We start from the raw sequence: 18,334 nt of genomic DNA on the forward strand, positions 1-18,334 counted from the left end.
ACGGCCCCATCCCGGAACTCGGCGTCGTACGTACGTCGCTTCCCCACCCTCAACTCCTTATCGGGTCACGACTCCACGCTACGAGGGGAAGCACACGAGTGGGAACAGTGGTTCATGACCGTCCGGCGGGTGCTGGCCAAACAGCACATCGTCGAACAGGCCGACGGCCAGGACCGGACCTTCTACCGCCTCCTCCACGCGCACTGCCGACGGCAGATCCTTGCCGGAAAGACGGTGCACCAGCCATGACGCCGACGCGGAAACCTCGTCGTCCTCGGGGCTTGCTTGAGCCGTGGTGCCTGGAAAGCGGGCACGCCCGGTTCTGAGGGGGCCGGGGTCCAGCAATGGGCCCCGGCTACCCGACGGTTCCATCACCGGAAGGTGGAGTCGTGGAAGTGGCGGGGCAGGTTCTACCTGCAACGCTGGCCCTCGGCGCGGGCGTTGGGGGTGCTGCGGGACAAGATCCGCGCGGCGACTTCCCGGTCCCGGACCGAACGGCCGGTGGCTGCCGTGGTGGCCGACCTCAACCCCGTCCTTCGGGGATGGGCAGCGTACTTCCGCAACGGCAACTCCGGGCCGAAGTTCAACGCGGTCGACGGCCGCCACTCAGCGCGCCACTACATGGGCGCATAGTCCCAGCTCAGCGCATCCTTCCCCGTGGCTTCAGGGGCAGTTGGGGCAGCTCGGGAGCAGCCAGCCGGTCACCTTCGTAGCCGTGCACCGCGCCGAAGCGTGCACCGGTCATCCAGTCCTCGCGCGCCTGCCTGATATCCTCATCGGTCCGGGCGATGAAGTTCCACCACATGACGATCCGTTCCTCGAACGGTTCACCGCCGAGGAGGAGCAGGGAGCCATCGGTGCGGGCGTGCAGGGGCAGGTCGCGGCGGCCGCAGCCGAGGTAGAGGAGCGAGCCGGGCTCCACCCGGACGCCGTCGACCTCGATGGAGCCGGTCATGGCGAGGGCCGCGTACTCGAAGGCGGGCTCGACGGGGAGTGCGGTCGTGCTGCCCTCGGTGAGGGTGAGGTCCACGCCGACGAGTGGGGTGTGCGTGGTGCCGGGAGAGCTGGCGCCGTCCAGTTCGCCGAGGATCACCGTGCCGTGCAGGCCGGCAGCGGTGACCTCGGGGAGGACGGGGTGGTGCTCGAAGGTGGGGGCGGTGTGCCGGTGGGCGTCCGGCAGGGCGACCCAGAGCTGGGCGCCGTGCAGCAGCCGGGCGTGCTCGCGCGGGGACTCCTCGGAGTGCGAGATGGCCCGGCCCGAGGTCATCAGGCCGAGTTCGCGCGGGCGGACGGTCTGCAGGCTGCCCAGGCTGTCGCGGTGCAGCACCTCGCCTTCGTGCAGCCAGCTGACGGTTTGCAGGCCCATGTGCGGGTGCGGCGGGACCTGCATGCCCGGCTCGTCGGCGATGTCGTCCGGGCCGTAGTGGTCGACGAAGCACCAGGCGCCGACCATCCGCCGGCCGAGGTTGGGCAGCAGCCGGCGGACCTGGGTGCTCTCGCCGAGCCGCACCGTGCGCCCGGTCAGCAGTTCGCGGACCGGGCCGGTGCTGGCGTCGCCGCCGCAGAAGGTCGCGACGGGCTTGAGGTCAAGGTTGCTCATGATCGTCACGGTACCCAGCACGGTGCTGAGCCACCCGCGGCGGTGTTGGACCGCCCACGGCTCAGTGCGTGCAGGCCCAGGGTGCCTTCGCGGTGGCCGCCTCGGCGCTGGCGCGCAGCGAGCGGACCGCCTCGGCCGGGTCCGCGGCGCCGTACACCGCCGAGCCTGCCACGAAGACGTCGGCGCCCGCCTCGGCGCAGCGCTCGATGGTGGCGGCCGAGACCCCGCCGTCGACCTGCAGCCAGAGCTCCAGGCCGTGCTTGGCGATCAGCTCCCGGGTGCGGCGGATCTTGGGCAACATGATGTCCAGGAACGCCTGGCCGCCGAAGCCCGGCTCGACCGTCATGATCAGGATCATGTCCAGCTCGGAGAGCAGGTCCTCGTACGGCTCGATCGGCGTGGCGGGCTTGAGCGCCATCGAGGCGCGGGCGCCCTTGGCGCGGATCTCCCGTGCGAGGCGCACCGGCGCCGCGGCGGCCTCCGCGTGGAAGGTGACCGAACCGGCCCCCGCCTCGACGTACTGCGGCGCCCAGCGGTCCGGCTGCTCGATCATCAGGTGGCAGTCCAGCGGGATGTCGGTGGCCCGGGCCAGCGCCTCCACGACCGGGACGCCGAGGGTGAGGTTGGGCACGAAGTGGTTGTCCATGACGTCCACGTGCAGCCAGTCGGCCCCACGCACCGCCTCGGCCTCCTCGGCGAGGCGGGCGAAGTCCGCGGAGAGCATGCTGGGGTTGATCTGTGCCATTTCCGAATACCTTCACCACTTGGCTCGGGCCACCACCGCGGTCGCCCCGGCCCCCATCATCTCCCGAGCGGCGGTCGGCCTCCGCGCCGGGCCGGGCGTTCCAGCACCACCAGGTCGTAGCGCTCCTCGACCGGCCGCGGCGGTCGCTGGGCCCGGGCAGCCGCGGTGAGCCGGTCCAGGCCGGCGGCGAACTCGGCGGGGCTCAGCGCGTCGAACTTGGACTCCGCCCGCAGGGCCAGCCGGTCCCGGAACTCCCCGAGGCCGCGGGCGACCGGCGCGCGGTACGAGCAGATCCGGTGGACCGCGAGGCCGGCGGCCGTGAAGTCGTCCAGCACCTCGCCCTCGGAGGGGAAGCGCGCGGCGTCGGTCTCCCGCAGCCGCGGCCAGTAATCGTAGACCGGCGCGTCCAGCCGCTCACGGAAGGTCGTGCGGATCACCAGCCGGCCACCGGGCCGCAGTACCCGGACCAGCTCCCGCGCGGCGGCCGGCCGGTCCGACAGGTGGTGCACCACCCGGGAGAGCAGCGCGAGGTCGAAGCCCTCGGCCGGCAGTGGCAGTGCCTCCGCGCGGGCCGGCAGGTAGCGCACCCGAGGGTGAGCGTGGAGCCGCTCGGCCTGCTCCAGCATGGGCGCCGCGGGGTCGACCCCGACCACCTGCGCGGCGGGCAGCGCGCGGGCCAGCGCGGCGCAGAACACGCCCGTTCCGGCACCGACCTCCAGCACCGCGGTCGCCCCGGCCGGGGCGTAGCCGGCGATCAGCTCGGCCCAGCCGCGCAGTGACTCGGCGGGTATCCCGTTGCCGGCCTGGTAGACGGCGGCCAGCCGCGGGTCGGCGTGCACGACACCTGTCCCTCGAACGTCCATCTCCCGGTCGCGCTCCTTCCTCGACGTCATCGGTGTCGGTGTGCCGCCCCCGCATCGCCGGGCGGCCCGGCCGGTGGCGGCCCCACCGGCCGGGCCGCCAGACGCACGGCTCGGCCACTCACGTACTCACGAACGCCCGCTCACGAACGCCCGCCCACGGACCCCGTGCTCACCAGGCGTAGTCCTCCGGCGCGGGCCGGTGGCCGGGGAAGATCTCGTCCAGCCGGTCCAGCGCCTTCTGGTCCAGCTCCACGTCCAGCGCCCGCAGCGCCCCGTGCAGCTGCTCCAGGGTGCGCGGCCCGACGATCGGCGCGGTCACCACGGGCCGGGTGAGCAGCCAGGCCAGCGCGATGTCGGCCGGCTCGTGACCGAGTTCGGCGGCGAAGTCCTCGTACGCCTGGAGCTGCTCGCGCTTGCCCTCCAGTGCCTCGGCCGACCGGCCGGTGACCCGGCGGACGCCCTCGCGCTCCTTGCGCAGCACCCCGCCGAGCAGCCCGCCGTGCAGCGGGGACCACGGGATCACGCCGAGGCCGTAGTGCTCGGCGGCCGGTAGCACCTCCAGCTCCACGTCCCGCACCAGCAGGTTGTAGAGCGACTGCTCGCTCACCAGGCCGAGGAAGTTGCGCGCCCTGGCCGTCTCCTGGGCCTGCGCGAGGTGCCAGCCGGCGAAGTTGCTGGACCCGACGTAGAGGATCTTGCCCTGGGCGACCAGCACCTCCATCGCCTGCCAGATCTCCTCCCACGGCGTGGCCCGGTCGACGTGGTGCATCTGGTAGAGGTCGATGTGGTCGGTCCGCAGTCGGCGCAGGCTGGCCTCCACCGCGCGGCGGATGTTGAGTGCGGAGAGCCCGCTCTCGTTGGGCCACTCGCCCATCGCGGCGAAGACCTTGGTGGCCAGCACGGTCCGCTCGCGGCGGCCGCCACCACCGGCGAACCAGCTGCCGAGGATCTCCTCGGTGCGGCCCTTGTTCTCGCCCCAGCCGTAGACGTTGGCGGTGTCGAAGAAGTTGATGCCCTGCTCGTGTGCGGTGTCCATGATCTGGTGCGCGTCGTCCTCGGACGTGTGCGGGCCGAAGTTCATCGTGCCCAGGCAGAAGCGGGAGACGCGGAGGCCGGTGCGGCCGAGGTGGGTGAACTCCATAAGGCATCACCCTCCGCCCGCACCGGCCCTTTTGTCCAGCCTGACCTGCCATCAACTACCTTCGGCAATGGGTGGACTAGCGTCCGTGTGCGCCGTACGAGCGAACCGCGAGCGGGGCGCAGACGGCCAGCAGCAGCACCGCCCAGCCGAGGGTGGCCGGCACCGGGTGGTGCAGCGGCCAGGTCGACCCGCCCGCTGCCGGGTTGCCGAACAGCTCCCGAAGGGCCGCGACCACCGTGCTGACCGGGTTCCACCCGGCGACCAGCCGCAGCCAGGCCGGCATCCCGCCGGTCGGCACGAAGACGTTGGTGACCATCGCCACCGGGAAGGTGAGGACGGCGAGTTGGCCCGCCAGCTCCTCCCGACCGGCGGCCAGTCCCAGGCAGGTCCCCAGCCAGGTCATCACGAACCGGAAGAGCACCAGCAAGCCGAAGGCGACCAGCGCGTCGGGCAGCCCGTGGTGGATTCGCCAGCCGGCCAGCAGCCCGACCCCGACCAGCGGCAGCAGCACCACGACACCGACCACCAGGTCGGCCAGCGCGGTGCCGAGCAGGACGCCGGTCCGGGAGACCGGCATCGAGCGGATCCGGTCGGCGGCGCCGCGGTCGAGGTCCCGGGCCGCACCCACCATGGTGGGGGTCAGGCCGTTGACCGCGACCATCGCGAACAGGCCCGGCATCAGGAACTCCCGGTAGCCACCACCGCCGGGCACCCGCATGGCACTGCCGAAGACGTAGCCGAAGACCACCACCATCACCACCGGGACCGCCAGCGAGACGGCCACCAAGCCGGGCGAGTGCCGGTAGTGCAGCAGCACCCGGAGGGCGGAGGTGGTGGCGTCCCGCCGAAGGCGGCCCAGCCGGCCGGGAGCAGCGGTGAGCGCGGCCATCAGGCAGCACTCCGTCCGGTGGTGCCGACGCGCTCCGAACTCCCGTCCACCGTTTGGCTGGTGAGGATGAGGAAGACATCGTCCAGGGTCGGCGGGCGCAGCGCCACATCCTCGGCCTGCACGCCGGCCGCGTCCAACTCCCTTACCAGCTGCGGCAGGGCGACCGCGCGGCCGGGCCGGGAGACCACGGTGACCAGCCGCCGATCCGGGTCGGCCTCCGGGGTGCCGCCGGTCAGTTCCGCCAACACCGCGACGGCGCCGGGAAGTTCGGCGCTCTGCTGGACGGTGACCTCGACTCGCGAGCCGATCGACTCCTTGAGCCGCTCCGGCGGCCCCTCGGCGACGGCCCGGCCGCGGCCGAGCACCAGCACGGTGTCGGCGAGCCGGTCGGCCTCGTCCAGGTACTGGGTGGTGAGCAGCACGGTGGTGCCATCGCCGGTCAACTCCCTTACCGCCGACCAGATTTCGGAGCGACTGCGGGGGTCGAGGCCGGTGGTCGGCTCGTCCAGGAAGAGCACCGGCGGCCGGGTGACCAGACAGGCGACCAGGTCCAACCGGCGCCGCATCCCGCCGGAGTAGCCGCGCACCAGGCGGTCGGCCGCGCCCGCGAGGTCGAAGCGCTCCAGCAGCTCGGCGGCGCGGCGGCGGGCCTCGCGGGCGCCGAGCTGATGGAAGCGGCCGACCAGGTGCAGGTTCTCGCGGCCGGTGAGGCCCTCGTCCACCGCCGCGTGCTGTCCGGCCAGGCCGATGCTGCGCCGGACCAGGTCGGGCTCCCGGACCACGTCGTGGCCGGCCACCCTGGCCCATCCGGTGTCCGGCGCGGCGAGCGTGGCCAGCACCCGGACGGCCGTCGTCTTGCCGGCACCGTTCGGACCGAGCAGCCCGTACACCGTCCCGGCCGGGACGGCCAGGTCCAGGCCGTCCAGCGCTCGGGACCTGCCGTAGGTCTTGCCCAACCCCTCGGCAGCGATGGCGAGTTGTGTTCGCGACATGAGAACCCCCGATTCTCTGGGTACATCGTACGTAGAAGAGCGGCAAGGCCATGCTAGTACTACGTACGCCGTACGTCACTAGGATGGGAACTGAGGTGATCTTCTCGTGCCGTCCAGTGACTCTTCCGCCCGCAAGCCGGCCGCCCGCCGGACCGCTGCCGCTCCCCCGCCGGCCGGTGGCGGCTCGCCCGAACTGATCTGGCTGCGCCCCGAACGCACCGGTCGCGGGCCGCGCCCGGCCCACAGCCGCGCCTCGATCGCCGCCGCGGCGGTGGCGCTGGCCGACGTCGAGGGTCTGGAGGCGGTCACCATGCGCCGGATCGCCGCCCGGCTCGGCGCCGGGACGATGTCGCTCTACAACTACGTGCCGAAGAAGGAGCAGCTCTTCGACCTCATGCTGGACTCGGTGGTCGCCGAGTACCAACTGCCCGCCGAACCCTCCGGGGACGTCCGGGCCGACCTCACGGCCCTCGCCCACCAGCAGTTGGGCATCCTGCGCCGGCACCGCTGGGCGGTCTCACTGGTCATCACCCGGCCCACCCTGGGCCCCAACGGGCTGCGCTTCCTCGACCACTTCCTCGCCGTGCTGGCCCCCACGGAGCTCGACGGCAGCGCCAAGCTGGAGGCGATGGCGCTGTTCAGCGGCTTCGTCTGCCAGTTCGCCGAGTGGGAGCACGGCGGCGTCTCCCCCGGCCAGGACCGCTTGCAGGCGCAGCGCGAACTGGCCGAGTACCTGGGCCGGGCCGCTCTCACCGGCCAGTACCCGCACCTGGCCGCCAATCTGGCCGGCCGCGCGGCGCCGGCGGACCTCGACCAGCTCTTCGCCCGCTCGCTGGGCCGCATCCTGACCGCGATGCTCACCCCGGTCGACTAGGGCTTGTCTGACAAGCCCTAGTTTTCTAGGGGCCCTCCCAGGCTCAGGCGGTACGGCGCAGCAGCGCGAGGTACATCGCGTCCGTGCCGTGCAGGTGCGGCCAGAGCTGGATGTCCGGGCCGGCACCGAGCGCGGGAACGCCGGGCAGCAGTGGCCGGGCGTCGATCCACTCGACCTCCGGCGCACCGCGCAGGACGTCCTCGACCACCGCGCGGGTCTCGGCCAGGTGCGGGGAGCAGGTGGCGTACCCGACCACCCCACCGACCCGGACCGCCGCGAGAGCCGAGCGCAGCAGGTCACGCTGGAGCGGGCCGAAGCCGGCGACGTCCTCGGGCCGGCGGCGCCAGCGGGCCTCCGGGCGGCGGCGCAGCGCGCCGAGGCCGGAGCAGGGCACGTCCATCAGCACCCGGTCGAAGCTCCCGGGCCGCCAGGCGGGCTTGGTGCCGTCCGCGGCGATCACGGTGTACGGGCCGGGGTTGCCGTCCAGCGCCCGGGCCACCAAGCGGGCCCGGTGCGGCTGCTTCTCGGACGCCACCAGCGCGGCGCCCCGCTCGGCGGCCAGCGCGCCGAGCAGCGCGGCCTTGCCACCGGGGCCCGCGCAGCCGTCCAGCCAGAGCCGGTCCGGCCCGTCCAGCGGCGCGTTGGCCAGCGCGACGGCGACCAGCTGGCTTCCCTCGTCCTGCACGCCGGCCCGGTTCTCCTTGACCGCGGCCAGCTCACCCGGGTCGCCGCCCTCGGCGAGCCGCACCGCGTACGGGGACCAGCGGCCGGGCGAGCTGTCCGGCAGCGCGGCGGCGAGGTCGGCGGTGGCGATCCGGCCGGGCCGGGCCACCAGGGTCACCTCCGGGCGCTCGTTGTCGGCCCGCAGCAGCTCCTCGACGGCGCTGCGCCCGGAGGCGTCCGGCTGCCAGCGGCCGAGCGCGTCCCAGAGCGAGGCGACCACCCAGCGCGGGTGCGAGTGGACGACCGCCAGGTGGTCCTCGGCGTCCTCCTCGTACCGCGGGGCGACCTGGGCGATCCAGCTGTCCAGGTCCTGGGCGCTGATCCGGCGCAGCACCGCGTTGACGAACTTGGCCCGGCCGTCGCCGAGCACCACCCGGGCCAGTTCGACGGTGGCCGAGACGGCGGCGTGCGAAGGGATCCGGGTGGCCAGCAGCTGGTGGGCACCGAGCGAGAGGACGTCCAGCACCGGCGGGTCCACCTCGCGCAGCGGCCGGTCGATGCAGGCGGCGATGATCGCGTCGTAGCTGCCCTGCATCCGCAGCGTGCCGTAGACCAGCTCGGTGGCGAGCGCGGCGTCCCGCCGGTCCAGCTTCTGCTTCTGCTCGGCCTCCCGCAGCAGCGAGGGCAGGATCAGGTTGGCGTAGGCGTCGCGCTCGTCGACGGCGCGCAGGGCGCGGAACGCGACGATCCGGGCCGGGTCCTGCTTCGGACGGCGGTGCGGGCGCGGCGCGCCCTTCGGACGCGGGGTGCGCGAGGCGCTGGGGGTGCTCACGGGACTTACCTCAAGGTGCTGCGGAAACTGCGGGAAAGGAGGACGGACTGGGAGTTCAGGCGCCGAGCCGCTCACCGCTCTCGATCCGGACGCCTCGCGCCCAGTCTGCCGCGCGCATCGGCTTCTTGCCCTGCGGCTGGACCTCGCCCAGCTCGATCTCGTGGCTGCCGGTGCCGGCCCGCACGCTGTTCTTCTCCACCGCCAGCTCGCCGGGGGCCAGCTCGGTACGGTCGGTCAGCAGCCGGACCGGGCCGGAGAGCTTGAGGCGCTCGCCGCGGAAGGTGGTCCAGGCGCCCGGCGCCGGGGCGCAGCCGCGCACCAGGCGGTCGATCCGCAGCGCGGGGTGGGCCCACTCGACCCTGGCGTCCTCGACGGTGATCTTGGGCGCCAGGGTGACCCCCTCGGCGGGCTGCGGGACGGCCTTCAGGGTGCCGTCCTCGATGCCGTCCATGGTCGCGCCGAGCAGCCGCGCGCCGGCCCGGGCCAGCCGGTCGAGCAGCTCGCCGCTGGTGTCGGTGGGGTGGATGTCCTCGGTGATGATCCCGAAGACCGGGCCGGAGTCCAGGCCGCGCTCGATCAGGAAGGTCGAGGCACCGGTCACCTCGTCGCCGGCCAGCACCGCGTGCTGGACGGGTGCCGCGCCGCGCCAGGCCGGCAGCAACGAGAAGTGCAGGTTGACCCAGCCGTGCCGGGGGATCTCCAGGGCCGGCTCACGCAGCAGCGCGCCGTACGCGACCACCGGGCAGCAGTCCGGGGCCAGCTCGGCCAGCCGGGCCAGGAACTCGGGCTCGCTCGGCTTCGCGGGCTTGAGGACCTCGATCCCGGCCTCCGCCGCCCGCCGGCCGACCGGGCTGGCCACCAGCCGGCGGCCGCGGCCGGCCGGCGCGTCGGGGCGGGTCACCACGGCGACCACCTCGTGCCGGTCGGAGGCAAGCAACGCCTCCAGCGCGGGGACGGCGACCTCGGGGGTTCCGGCGAAGACGAGACGCAAGGGTCAGGACCTTTCAGCAGCTGGCGGAGGGGAGTGGATGTCGGGATGAACGGGGTGGACCGCTCAGCGGATCACACCGAAGGTACTGTGCGGGGAGATCCGCACCACGGGGGCCGGCTCGGCGCCCCAGTCGGCCTCCCGGATCGCGCGCAGCGCCTCCTTGCGCGCCTCGCGGTCCAGTCGGTCGATGAAGATGATCCCGTCCAGGTGGTCCGTCTCGTGCTGGATGCAGCGGGCCAGCAGCTGGGTGCCCTCGACGGTCACCGGGTCGCCGTACTCGTTGAACCCGCGCGCCACCACACCGTGGGCGCGCCTGGTGTCGAAGCGCAGCCCCGGCAGTGACAGGCAGCCCTCCGGGCCGTCCTGCTCCTCCTCGGAGAGCGACAGGTCCGGGTTGATCAGGTGACCGGTCACCCCGTCCACGTGGTACGTGAACACCCGGAGCGAGACGCCGAGTTGAGGAGCCGCCAGGCCGGCCCCGGGGGCCGCCAGCATGGTCTCGGTCAGATCCTTGACCAGACCGCGCAACTCCTTGTCGAAGGTGGTCACCGGCTGCGCCTTGGCGCGCAGGACCGGGTCACCGAAGATCCGGATCGGTTTGATCGGCACGGTGGCGGGCTCCTCTGCGGGTCGGGCGGGGCAAAGCGTCAGTCTATGCCGTGGCCGGACCCGGCCGACCGCTGATCCGGCAGATCCCGGATCGACCCGACGCGTGACCCCGAGGCCGCTTCGGCGTTGGTCAAGTGGGATTGACCGCGAGTTTCACCGGGCCGGCGCGGGGCCCCCATCACTTGCACGGAAGGTGGCCTGAGCACGATGGCCGAGCAGATCAATCACGACACCCGGGCACGGGCGAGCCTGCACATGCTGGTGCGCGACATCGAGCGGGTCCGCCGCCAGGTGGACGCCCTGCGCACCCTCACCGCGCAGTTGGGCAACGTCTACCGCCCGCGGCGCCCGAGCAGTTCCGGCGGCTTCGTGGTCTACGGGCGGGCGCCGGCGCCGACCGTGCGGCTGGCCCAGGAGCTGCGCGAGAGCGTGGAGACCCTGGTCGCCGCCGCGGTCGAGTTCGACCGGGCACTGGGCTTCTCCTGGGACTCGGTGGGCTCCGCCCTCGGGGTCACCAAGCAGGCGGTGCACCGCCGCTACGGCATGCGGCGCTCGGCCACCGAGCTGCTCGGGGCCGGCGGGAACGCGCTGGCCGGCGCCGTCCCGACGCCCGCCGCGCCGCGCGACGACTGCCTGGACGAGGAGCCGGCCGGCGCCGCCGCGTTGGAGGAGCCGGCCGCGGGCCAGCTGGCCCGGTCCGTCCCGGCCGCCCGGCAGGCCAGCCGACCGGGGGTCCAGCTGCGGGGGTGACCAGCACTCGAGGCTTTGCTACGTGGGAAGTCGGCCTGGCCGACTTCCCACTCGGCATGTCGAGGGCCGATCAGCCGATGTCCGGCGGGTCGATCCGCACCTTGACCGGCTCCGCGGTCCGCAGTGCCACCCGGGCGATCTGCGCCGCCTTCAGCGCCGCCGCCAGCGCTCCGCCCTGCCCGGGGCGCACGCGCAGCAGCGCGCGCTCCTGTTCCTCACCGCGCCCCCCGGGTACGGGGAGCGGGACCGGCCCCAGCAGATCCGTCCCCTCCGGCAGCCGGGTCAGCGCCAGCAGGTCGGCCACCGCCCCCGGCGACCCGGTCACCGAGGCCATCCGGGAGACCGGCGGGAACCGCAGCTGGGCCCGCTCGTCCAGCTCCAGACCGGCGTGCCCGGCCGGGTCCCAGCGGACCAGCGCCTGCACCGGCCGTGCGCCCGGCTCGGCCACGATCACCACCACGCCACCCTGAGCGGCCGGCCGGACCAGCGAGGCCGCCGCCAGCCAGAGCCGCAGCGCCTCCTCGCCGGCCCGCAGGTCGGGACGGTTCAGCAGCGCCCAGCCGTCCAACAGCAGCGCCGCCGCGTAGCCGCCCTCCGCCACCGGCTCGGCGCCGGGCGTGGAGATCACCAGCGCCGGCTCCCCCGGCACGGTGGCCAGCACCGCGTCCCGCCCCGAGGTGCGCACCGGCACCTGTGGAAAGGCCTTGCCCAGCTCCTCCGCCGTCCGCCGGGCACCCACCACCTGCGCCCGCAGCCGGAACGACCCGCACTCCACGCAGTGCCAGTCCGCCTCCTCCAGGCCGCACCAGCCGCAGCGCAGCGCCTGCCCGGCGCCCGTGGCCTCCAACGGCCCGACGCAGCGCGCGCAGCGGGCCGGGGTGCGGCAACGGTCGCAGGCCAGCCTCGGCGCGTAGCCCCGCCGTGGCACCTGGACCAGCACCGGGCCGTCGCGCAGCGCCTCCCGAGCCACCTGCCAGGCCACCGACGGCAACCGGGCGGTCTGCGCGGCCTCGTCGCGCGCCTGGTCGGCGTCCCCCACCGTGCGCACCCGCGGCGCGGTCTCCCGGACCGTCGCGCGGTCGGCGGCCAGCGGCCGGGCCCAGCCGGTGCGCAGCAGCTGGGCGCCCTCGACGGTCATCGCCAGACCGCCGAGCAGCACCGCCGCGCCCTCCTCGGCGGCCCGCAGCAGCGCCACCTCCCGCACGTGCGGGTGCGGCGCGCGCGGATCGCTGTGGCTGCTGTCGCCGTCCGACCAGACCACCAGCAGGCCGAGGTCGCGGACCGGCGCGAAGACCGCCGCCCGAGTGCCGATCGCGGCCCGCACCGAGCCACGGCTGACGGTCAGCCAGCGGCGGTAGCGCTCCTTGGGGCCCAGGTCGGCGCTGAGCGCGGTGTGCCGCCCGGGGCCGAGCAGCTCGCCGAGCGCCCGGTCGACGCGGGCCACCGCCCGCCCGTCCGGCAGCACGGCGAGCGCGCCACGCCCGGCGCTGAGCGCGGCGGCCATCGCCCGGGCGATCTCCTGCGGCCAGTCGGGGCCCGGCAGCGCCGTCCAGACCGCGCGCGGGGCGTGGCCGGCGGCCAGCGCGGCCAGGTACTCCGGACCCTGCGGGTAGCGCCGCCAGCCGCCCGGCTCCGGCTGCGCCGGTGGCGGCAGCGGGTCGGGTGACGGCTCCGCCTCGGCCTTGGCGTGTCGCGGTGGCACCGCGAGCTGCAGCACGTCGGCCAGCGTGCCGGCGTAGCGGTCGGCGATGGTCCGGCTGAGCCGCAGCAGCGCCGGGGTGAGCACCCGCTCCGGCGAGAGCACCTGGGCCAGCGGGGCGAGCGGGCCGGGGTAGTCGCTGGCCGCCAGGCGCTCGACGATGAAACCGTCGTGCAGTTCACCACCCTCGCGCCGCCCGGCCACCACGCGCGCCCCGAAACGCACCCGGACCCGGCAGCCGGGCTGGGCGTCCTCGGCCATCGTGGCGGGCACCGCGTAGTCGAAGAACTGGTCCAGGTGGAGTAGCCCCTTGTCCACCAGCACCCGGGCCACCGGCAGCTCGGCGGCCGGCAGCGCACCGCGCCAGGTGCGCGGCTTGGCCCGGCGGACCGTCTCCCGGATCAGCGCCAGCTGCTCGGGCGGGCCGCCCGGAGCGTCGTCGTGCTCTCCGCTCATCGGACCGTCCCCTCCCCCGGGCCCGGCCGGCGACGAGGCGCTCCCTTCACTGCGGCCGGTCTTGCTCATGGATCCAGTGGTACCAGACCGCACCGACACGCACGGGCGGCGGCCACCCCGTACCAGGGGTGACCGCCGCCCGGTCGATCAGCGGATCAGGCGCTCGCGACGGCGGCCTTCAGCTGCTCGGCGCGGTCGGTGCGCTCCCAGGTGAAGTCCGGCAGCTCGCGGCCGAAGTGGCCGTAGGCGGCGGTCTGGGCGTAGATCGGGCGGAGCAGGTCCAGGTCGCGGATGATCGCGGCCGGGCGCAGGTCGAAGACCTCGGTGACGGCCTTCTGGATCTCCAGCACCGGCGCGGTCTCGGTGCCGAAGGTCTCCACGAACAGGCCGACCGGCTCGGCCTTGCCGATCGCGTAGGCGACCTGGACCTCGGCCCGCTTGGCCAGGCCGGCGGCGACGATGTTCTTGGCGACCCAGCGCATCGCGTAGGCGGCCGAGCGGTCCACCTTGGACGGGTCCTTGCCGGAGAAGGCACCGCCGCCGTGGCGGGCCATGCCGCCGTAGGTGTCGATGATGATCTTGCGACCGGTCAGACCCGCGTCACCCATCGGGCCGCCGACCTCGAACCGGCCGGTCGGGTTGACCAGCAGCCGGTAGTCACCGATCTCCAGCTCGATGCCGTCCTCGGCCAGCCGCTTGAGCTCGGGCTCCACCACGAACTCGCGGATGTCGGGGGCCAGCAGCGAGTCCAGGTCGATGTCGCTCGCGTGCTGCGAGGAGATCACCACAGTGTCCAGGCGGACCGCCTGGTCGCCGTCGTACTCGATGGTGACCTGGGTCTTGCCGTCCGGGCGCAGGTAGGGGATCGTGCCGTTCTTGCGGACCTCCGACAGCCGGCGGGAGAGCCGGTGCGCCAGGGTGATCGGCAGCGGCATCAGCTCGGGCGTATCGTCGCACGCGTAACCGAACATCAGGCCCTGGTCGCCGGCGCCCTGCTTGTCCAGGTCGTCGTCGTCGCCCTCGACGCGGGCCTCGTGCGCGAAGTCGACACCCTGGGCGATGTCCGGGGACTGCGCGCCGATCGACACCGACACGCCGCAGGACGCGCCGTCGAAGCCCTTCTTCGAGGAGTCGTACCCGATCTCCAGGATCTTCTCGCGCACCAGCTGCGCGATCGGCGCGTAGGCCTTGGTGGTCACCTCGCCCGCGATGTGGACCAGGCCCGTGGTGATCAGCGTCTCCACGGCGACCCGGGAGGTCGGGTCGTCCTTGAGCAGGGCGTCGAGGATGGTGTCGCTGATCTGGTCAGCGATCTTGTCGGGGTGTCCCTCGGTGACGGACTCCGAGGTGAACAGGCGGCGAGACACAGCGCTCCCTGGGGTTGCAGCGGCTGCTGACTGAACGCTCCCGGCCGGGCCGGGGCATCCGGAAAGACTTGATTCCTGGAGTGTAACGGTCAGCTATACGCGTTCGACACTCCCTCCACTCCGACGAGCAGAACCGTCTCAAACTACGGTCATGCCAGTCGAGCGGCGACGGCGTCCCAGACTACGTCGGCCAGCGCCTCCTTCGGCCCTTCGGGTACGGCCGTCTCGCTGCCGTCGGCGCCCAGCAGCACCGCCTCGTTGGTGTCGGCGCCGAACGCCTTGTCGGCTCCCACCTCGTTGACGACCAGCAGGTCACAGCCCTTGCGGACGAGCTTGGCCCGGCCGTTGGCGAGCACCTGGTCGGTCTCCGCGGCGAAGCCCACCACCAGCTGGTCAGGGCGCGCCCGGTGCGCCGAGAGCTCGGCCAGGATGTCGGGATTGCGGACCAGGGCGACCGGCGCCGGTTCGACCCCCTCGACCTTCTTGATCTTGCCTGCGGCGTACTGGGCTGGCCGGAAATCGGCCACCGCGGCAGCCATCACCACGACGTCCGCGTCGGCGGCCGCCTTGAGCGCGGCCTCCCGCAGGTCGAGCGCCGTCGAGACCCTGATCACATCGACCCCGGCCGGGTCGGGCAGCTCGGTGTTGGCGGCCAGCAGGGTGACCCGGGCGCCGCGCGCGGCGGCGGTGACGGCCAGCGCGTAACCCTGCTTGCCGGACGAGCGGTTGCCCAGGAAGCGCACCGGGTCCAGCGGCTCCCGGGTGCCGCCGGCCGAGACCACCACGTGCCGGCCGGCCAGGTCGGCGGCGAGGGCACCGCGGGCCAGCACCCGACGACAGGCCTCGAAGATGGCCTCCGGGTCGGGCAGCCGGCCCTTGCCGGTGTCCACGCCGGTGAGCCGGCCCACCGCCGGCTCCAGCACGATCGCGCCACGCCGCCGCAGGGTGGCGACGTTCTCCTGGGTGGCCGGGTGCTCCCACATCTCGGTGTGCATCGCGGGCGCGAAGACCACCGGACAGCGGGCGGTCAGCAACGTGTTGGTGAGCAGGTCGTCGGCCAGCCCGTGGGCGGCCTTGGCCAGCAGGTCGGCGGTGGCGGGCGCGACCACCACCAGCTCGGCCTGCTGCCCGATCCGCACGTGCGGGACCTCGTGCACCCGCTCCCAGGTCTCGGTGGCCGCCGGTCGGCCGGAGAGCGCCGCCCAGGTGGCCTCCCCGACGAAGTGCAGCGCCGCCGCGGTGGGCACCACGGTGACCTGGTGGCCGGACTCGGTGAACCGGCGCAGCAACTCACACGCCTTGTAGGCGGCGATCCCGCCGCTCACTCCGAGGACGACACGGGGTTGGTTCATGGGGCTCGCTCACTCCTCCGCTGGGATTCGCGTTCAGCCTACGATCACTCAGATCGGTCGCGCACCGTGACCAAGGGAACAGTTCCGGTGTGAACGCCGCAGGGCCCGCCGGACGGTGGTCCGGCGGGCCCTGCGATGAGACCTCAGGCCGCGTCGACAGCCTCGGCGGTGAGCATGCCGGCGTTGATCTCGCGCAGCGCGATCGACAGCGGCTTCTCGTGCACGTGGGTGTCGACCAGCGGGCCGACGTACTCCAGGAGACCCTCGCCCAGCTGCGAGTAGTACGCGTTGATCTGACGGGCGCGCTTGGCGGCGTAGATCACCAGGCTGTACTTGGAGTCCGTGGCCTCAAGCAGCTCGTCGATCGGCGGGTTGATGATGCCCTCGGGCGCGGTCATGGAAGAGGACACGCGAAAACCTTCCGAAAGGGTGGAAAAGAAAGAATCTGATGTGATCGCAAAGATCACATCAGGCTACACCGAGCAAGGCTAGCAGTTCGGTCGCCACCTGCTCGACCGAGGTGTTCACCAGGGTGCTGTCGAACTCCGGCTCGGCGGCCAGCTCGACCCGGGCCGCCGCCAACCGCTCGTCGATGACGTCCTGCGGCTCGGTGCCCCGGCCGGTGAGCCGGCGGACCAGCTCGTCCCAGCTCGGCGGCGCCAGGAAGACCAGCTGCGCCTCGGGCATCGACTCGCGCACCTGGCGGGCGCCCTGCAGATCGATCTCCAGCAGGACCGGCTCGCCCCGCTCCAGCTTCTGCTCCACGGCGGACCGCGGGGTGCCGTACCGGTTGCCGGCGAAGACCGCCCACTCCAGCAGTTCACCGTTGGCGATCAGCTTGTCGAACTCGTCGTTGTCGACGAAGTGGTACTGGACCCCGTCCTTCTCGCCCGGCCTCGGGTGCCGGGTGGTCACCGACACCGAGAGCCAGACCTCGGGGTGCTGCTGCCTCATATGGGCGACGACCGTGCTCTTGCCGACCCCCGAAGGGCCGGAGAGCACGGTCAGCCGCGGACGTTCACTCATGCACCGATTATCCCGGATCCTGGACGGACCCGGCACCACCGGGGCCGCGTCAGGACGCGGTGCTGCCGAACTCCCGCTCCAGCGACGCGATCTGGTTGCTGCCGAGGCCGCGCACCCGGCGGCTCTCGCTGATCCCGAGGCGCTCCATGATCTGCTTGGCCCGAACCTTGCCGACACCCGGCAGGCTCTCCAGCAGCGCGGAGACCTTCATCTTGCCGATGACCTCGTTCTCGGACTTGCCGGCCTTGATCACCTCGTGCAGGGACGCGTTCGAGTGCTTGAGCCGGTTCTTCACCTCGGCGCGCTCCCGGCGAGCCTCGGCGGCCTTGGCCAGCGCGGCGGAGCGCTGTTCAGGGGTAAGGGGCGGAAGAGCCACGCCGTTCACCTCAGGGTCTGGAAGGAGTTGAAGTGCTAGGACATTGGTCGTGCCAGGGGCCCACCGTCGCCGGTCTGGTTTCGGCCGCAGTGGAACCTAGCCGCTCTGACCTGCGAGAGCAACGGGAAACGCACTGCTGAGAGCCCCTACCGCCGGACACTACCCGGATTGCGCGCCCACGTCAGGAAAAGAAGCCGAAAAGTCCTGGTCAGCACAGGTAGGCCAGGACTTTTCGGGAGAAAACGGCCCGGTTTGGGCGGCGTTCGTCAAGCCGATGTGACGGCCCTCACATCGTCGACGAAGGTCTGTGCGGCCTCCCGCAGCGCGGTGACCGAGGGGCCGTGCCGCAGCACGTCCCGGCTGACGCTGGGCACCACGTCGCGCACCGCGGCGCCGAAGACCCGGGGCAGATCGGCCATCGTCGCGCCCTGGGCGCCGATCCCCGGGGCCAGCAGCGGCCCGTTGATCGTCAGGTCCACCCCCGCGTCGGCCAGCGTCGCGCCGACCACCGCGCCGAACGAACCGAGCGGCTCGGCACCCGCGTTCTCCGCCGCCAGCCGGCGCAGCACGCCCTGCGCGACGCTCACCCCGTCCGGGCCGGTCGCCCGCTGCACCTCGAAGCCCTCCGGGTTGGAGGTCAGGGCCAGCGTGAAGAGCCCGCAGCCGCTGGACCGGGCCAGGTCCACGGCCGGCTGCAGCGAACCGAAGCCGAGGTAGGGGCTGACCGTCAGGGCGTCGGAGAAGAGCGGGCTGTCCGGCGCCAGGAAGGCCTCCGCGTAGGCGGCCATGGTGGAGCCGATGTCGCCGCGCTTGGCGTCCATGATCACCAGCGCCCCGGCCGCCCGGGCGTCCGCCACGGTCCGCTCCAGCACCGCGACGCCCCTGCTGCCGAACCGCTCGAAGAACGCGGCCTGCGGCTTCAGCACGGCGACCCGGTCGGCCAGTGCCTCGACCACGGTCCGGCTGAAGGTCTCCAGGCCCGCCAGGTCGTCGCCCAGCCCCCAGGCGGCGAGCAGGGCGGCGTGCGGGTCGATGCCGACGCAGAGCTGGCCGCGGCTGTCCATCGCGTGGCGCAGCCGGGAACCGAAGGTGGTCGTCATGAGGGCCTT

Annotated in this window: 20 protein-coding genes; 4 read left to right on the plus strand and 16 right to left on the minus strand. The window is 73.2% G+C overall.

The features are described from left to right. Together ACZ38L_RS06145 and ACZ38L_RS06150 are read left to right on the plus strand one after the other, a co-directional pair. The coding region (locus tag ACZ38L_RS06145; RefSeq protein ID WP_465689714.1) for a hypothetical protein at positions 1–249 on the plus strand (249 nt) is incomplete at its 5' end. A 132-nt stretch (positions 250–381) separates the two neighbouring features. Continuing rightward, positions 382–633 carry a group II intron maturase-specific domain-containing protein gene (locus ACZ38L_RS06150; protein WP_465689716.1) on the plus strand — a complete coding sequence of 84 codons (252 nt, stop codon included), beginning with the start codon at positions 382–384 and terminating at the stop codon, positions 631–633. A 7-nt stretch (positions 634–640) separates the two neighbouring features. Here the strand turns inward: ACZ38L_RS06150 and ACZ38L_RS06155 are convergent, their stop codons facing one another. From ACZ38L_RS06155 to ACZ38L_RS06180, 6 genes are all read right to left on the minus strand, one after another. Beyond that, entirely contained in the window at positions 641–1,600 is a 960-nt protein-coding gene (locus ACZ38L_RS06155) for a pirin family protein (protein WP_465689718.1), read from the minus strand. Between the two features lie 61 nt (positions 1,601–1,661). Next, complete coding sequence (gene rpe, locus ACZ38L_RS06160) at positions 1,662–2,345, minus strand: ribulose-phosphate 3-epimerase (RefSeq protein ID WP_465689720.1); 684 nt, start codon at positions 2,343–2,345, stop codon at positions 1,662–1,664. 56 nt (positions 2,346–2,401) lie between these two features. Further along, a complete protein-coding gene (locus ACZ38L_RS06165) occupies positions 2,402–3,208 on the minus strand; it encodes a class I SAM-dependent methyltransferase (RefSeq protein WP_465689722.1) in 807 nt (268 codons plus the stop codon). A 169-nt stretch (positions 3,209–3,377) separates the two neighbouring features. Continuing rightward, positions 3,378–4,349 (minus strand): aldo/keto reductase, encoded by a 972-nt coding sequence (locus ACZ38L_RS06170; protein WP_465689724.1) that lies wholly within the window; start codon positions 4,347–4,349, stop codon positions 3,378–3,380. Between the two features lie 76 nt (positions 4,350–4,425). Beyond that, positions 4,426–5,238, minus strand: coding sequence for an ABC transporter permease (locus tag ACZ38L_RS06175; protein WP_465689726.1), 813 nt, complete (start codon positions 5,236–5,238; stop codon positions 4,426–4,428). Beyond that, positions 5,238–6,230 (minus strand): ATP-binding cassette domain-containing protein, encoded by a 993-nt coding sequence (locus ACZ38L_RS06180; RefSeq protein WP_465689728.1) that lies wholly within the window; start codon positions 6,228–6,230, stop codon positions 5,238–5,240. The genes ACZ38L_RS06175 and ACZ38L_RS06180 overlap by 1 nt, the downstream gene beginning before the upstream one ends. Positions 6,231–6,336: 106 nt before the next feature. Here ACZ38L_RS06180 and ACZ38L_RS06185 point away from each other — a divergent pair, with 106 nt between their 5' ends. After that, positions 6,337–7,104 carry a TetR/AcrR family transcriptional regulator gene (locus tag ACZ38L_RS06185; RefSeq protein WP_465689730.1) on the plus strand — a complete coding sequence of 256 codons (768 nt, stop codon included), beginning with the start codon at positions 6,337–6,339 and terminating at the stop codon, positions 7,102–7,104. Between the two features lie 43 nt (positions 7,105–7,147). Here ACZ38L_RS06185 and ACZ38L_RS06190 read toward each other — a convergent pair whose 3' ends face one another. The 3 genes from ACZ38L_RS06190 to def all read right to left on the minus strand — a co-directional run bounded on the left by ACZ38L_RS06190 (position 7,148) and on the right by def (position 10,199). Next, complete coding sequence (locus tag ACZ38L_RS06190; RefSeq protein ID WP_396565842.1) at positions 7,148–8,599, minus strand: RsmB/NOP family class I SAM-dependent RNA methyltransferase; 1,452 nt, start codon at positions 8,597–8,599, stop codon at positions 7,148–7,150. A 55-nt stretch (positions 8,600–8,654) separates the two neighbouring features. Next, positions 8,655–9,590, minus strand: a complete 936-nt coding sequence (fmt, locus tag ACZ38L_RS06195; RefSeq protein ID WP_465689732.1) for a methionyl-tRNA formyltransferase — start codon at positions 9,588–9,590, stop codon at positions 8,655–8,657. A 63-nt stretch (positions 9,591–9,653) separates the two neighbouring features. After that, entirely contained in the window at positions 9,654–10,199 is a 546-nt protein-coding gene (gene def / locus ACZ38L_RS06200; protein ID WP_465689734.1) for a peptide deformylase, read from the minus strand. A 207-nt stretch (positions 10,200–10,406) separates the two neighbouring features. Between def and ACZ38L_RS06205 the strand changes: the two genes are divergently transcribed. Then, positions 10,407–10,949: a hypothetical protein gene (locus tag ACZ38L_RS06205; RefSeq protein WP_465689736.1), complete on the plus strand. Its 543-nt coding sequence runs from the start codon at positions 10,407–10,409 to the stop codon at positions 10,947–10,949. Positions 10,950–11,019: 70 nt separating this feature from the next. Here ACZ38L_RS06205 and ACZ38L_RS06210 read toward each other — a convergent pair whose 3' ends face one another. From ACZ38L_RS06210 to pyrF, 7 genes are all read right to left on the minus strand, one after another. After that, on the minus strand, positions 11,020–13,104 hold the full coding sequence (locus ACZ38L_RS06210; protein ID WP_465689738.1) for a primosomal protein N': 2,085 nt from the start codon (positions 13,102–13,104) through the stop codon (positions 11,020–11,022). Positions 13,105–13,259: 155 nt separating this feature from the next. After that, complete coding sequence (gene metK, locus ACZ38L_RS06215) at positions 13,260–14,471, minus strand: methionine adenosyltransferase (RefSeq protein WP_465689740.1); 1,212 nt, start codon at positions 14,469–14,471, stop codon at positions 13,260–13,262. A gap of 149 nt (positions 14,472–14,620) precedes the next feature. Continuing rightward, positions 14,621–15,823, minus strand: coding sequence for a bifunctional phosphopantothenoylcysteine decarboxylase/phosphopantothenate--cysteine ligase CoaBC (gene coaBC / locus ACZ38L_RS06220; RefSeq protein ID WP_465689742.1), 1,203 nt, complete (start codon positions 15,821–15,823; stop codon positions 14,621–14,623). Positions 15,824–15,966: 143 nt separating this feature from the next. Beyond that, positions 15,967–16,233 (minus strand): DNA-directed RNA polymerase subunit omega, encoded by a 267-nt coding sequence (gene rpoZ, locus ACZ38L_RS06225; protein ID WP_035840778.1) that lies wholly within the window; start codon positions 16,231–16,233, stop codon positions 15,967–15,969. A 58-nt stretch (positions 16,234–16,291) separates the two neighbouring features. Next, the gene (gene gmk, locus ACZ38L_RS06230) at positions 16,292–16,849 is read right to left on the minus strand and encodes a guanylate kinase (protein ID WP_396565854.1); all 558 of its coding nucleotides are present in this window, start codon (positions 16,847–16,849) and stop codon (positions 16,292–16,294) included. Positions 16,850–16,898: 49 nt separating this feature from the next. Then, positions 16,899–17,225, minus strand: a complete 327-nt coding sequence (gene mihF, locus ACZ38L_RS06235; protein WP_396565856.1) for an integration host factor, actinobacterial type — start codon at positions 17,223–17,225, stop codon at positions 16,899–16,901. A 266-nt stretch (positions 17,226–17,491) separates the two neighbouring features. Next, a complete protein-coding gene (pyrF, locus tag ACZ38L_RS06240; RefSeq protein WP_396565857.1) occupies positions 17,492–18,325 on the minus strand; it encodes an orotidine-5'-phosphate decarboxylase in 834 nt (277 codons plus the stop codon). Positions 18,326–18,334 lie beyond the last annotated feature (9 nt).

This window comes from Kitasatospora sp. NPDC024654, assembly GCF_055559155.1.

Bases quoted from the DNA above. Each gene is read 5' to 3' on its own strand.
- gmk (WP_396565854.1), bottom strand. From the start codon at position 16,849: ATGAGTGAACGTCCGCGGCTGACCGTGCTCTCCGGCCCTTCGGGGGTC.
- ACZ38L_RS06175 (WP_465689726.1), bottom strand. From the start codon at position 5,238: ATGGCCGCGCTCACCGCTGCTCCCGGCCGGCTGGGCCGCCTTCGGCGG.
- ACZ38L_RS06170 (WP_465689724.1), bottom strand. From the start codon at position 4,349: ATGGAGTTCACCCACCTCGGCCGCACCGGCCTCCGCGTCTCCCGCTTC.
- ACZ38L_RS06165 (WP_465689722.1), bottom strand. From the start codon at position 3,208: ATGGACGTTCGAGGGACAGGTGTCGTGCACGCCGACCCGCGGCTGGCC.
- pyrF (WP_396565857.1), bottom strand. From the start codon at position 18,325: ATGACGACCACCTTCGGTTCCCGGCTGCGCCACGCGATGGACAGCCGC.
- ACZ38L_RS06180 (WP_465689728.1), bottom strand. From the start codon at position 6,230: ATGTCGCGAACACAACTCGCCATCGCTGCCGAGGGGTTGGGCAAGACC.
- coaBC (WP_465689742.1), bottom strand. From the start codon at position 15,823: ATGAACCAACCCCGTGTCGTCCTCGGAGTGAGCGGCGGGATCGCCGCC.
- ACZ38L_RS06210 (WP_465689738.1), bottom strand. From the start codon at position 13,104: ATGAGCGGAGAGCACGACGACGCTCCGGGCGGCCCGCCCGAGCAGCTG.
- ACZ38L_RS06155 (WP_465689718.1), bottom strand. From the start codon at position 1,600: ATGAGCAACCTTGACCTCAAGCCCGTCGCGACCTTCTGCGGCGGCGAC.
- rpe (WP_465689720.1), bottom strand. From the start codon at position 2,345: ATGGCACAGATCAACCCCAGCATGCTCTCCGCGGACTTCGCCCGCCTC.
- ACZ38L_RS06205 (WP_465689736.1), top strand. From the start codon at position 10,407: ATGGCCGAGCAGATCAATCACGACACCCGGGCACGGGCGAGCCTGCAC.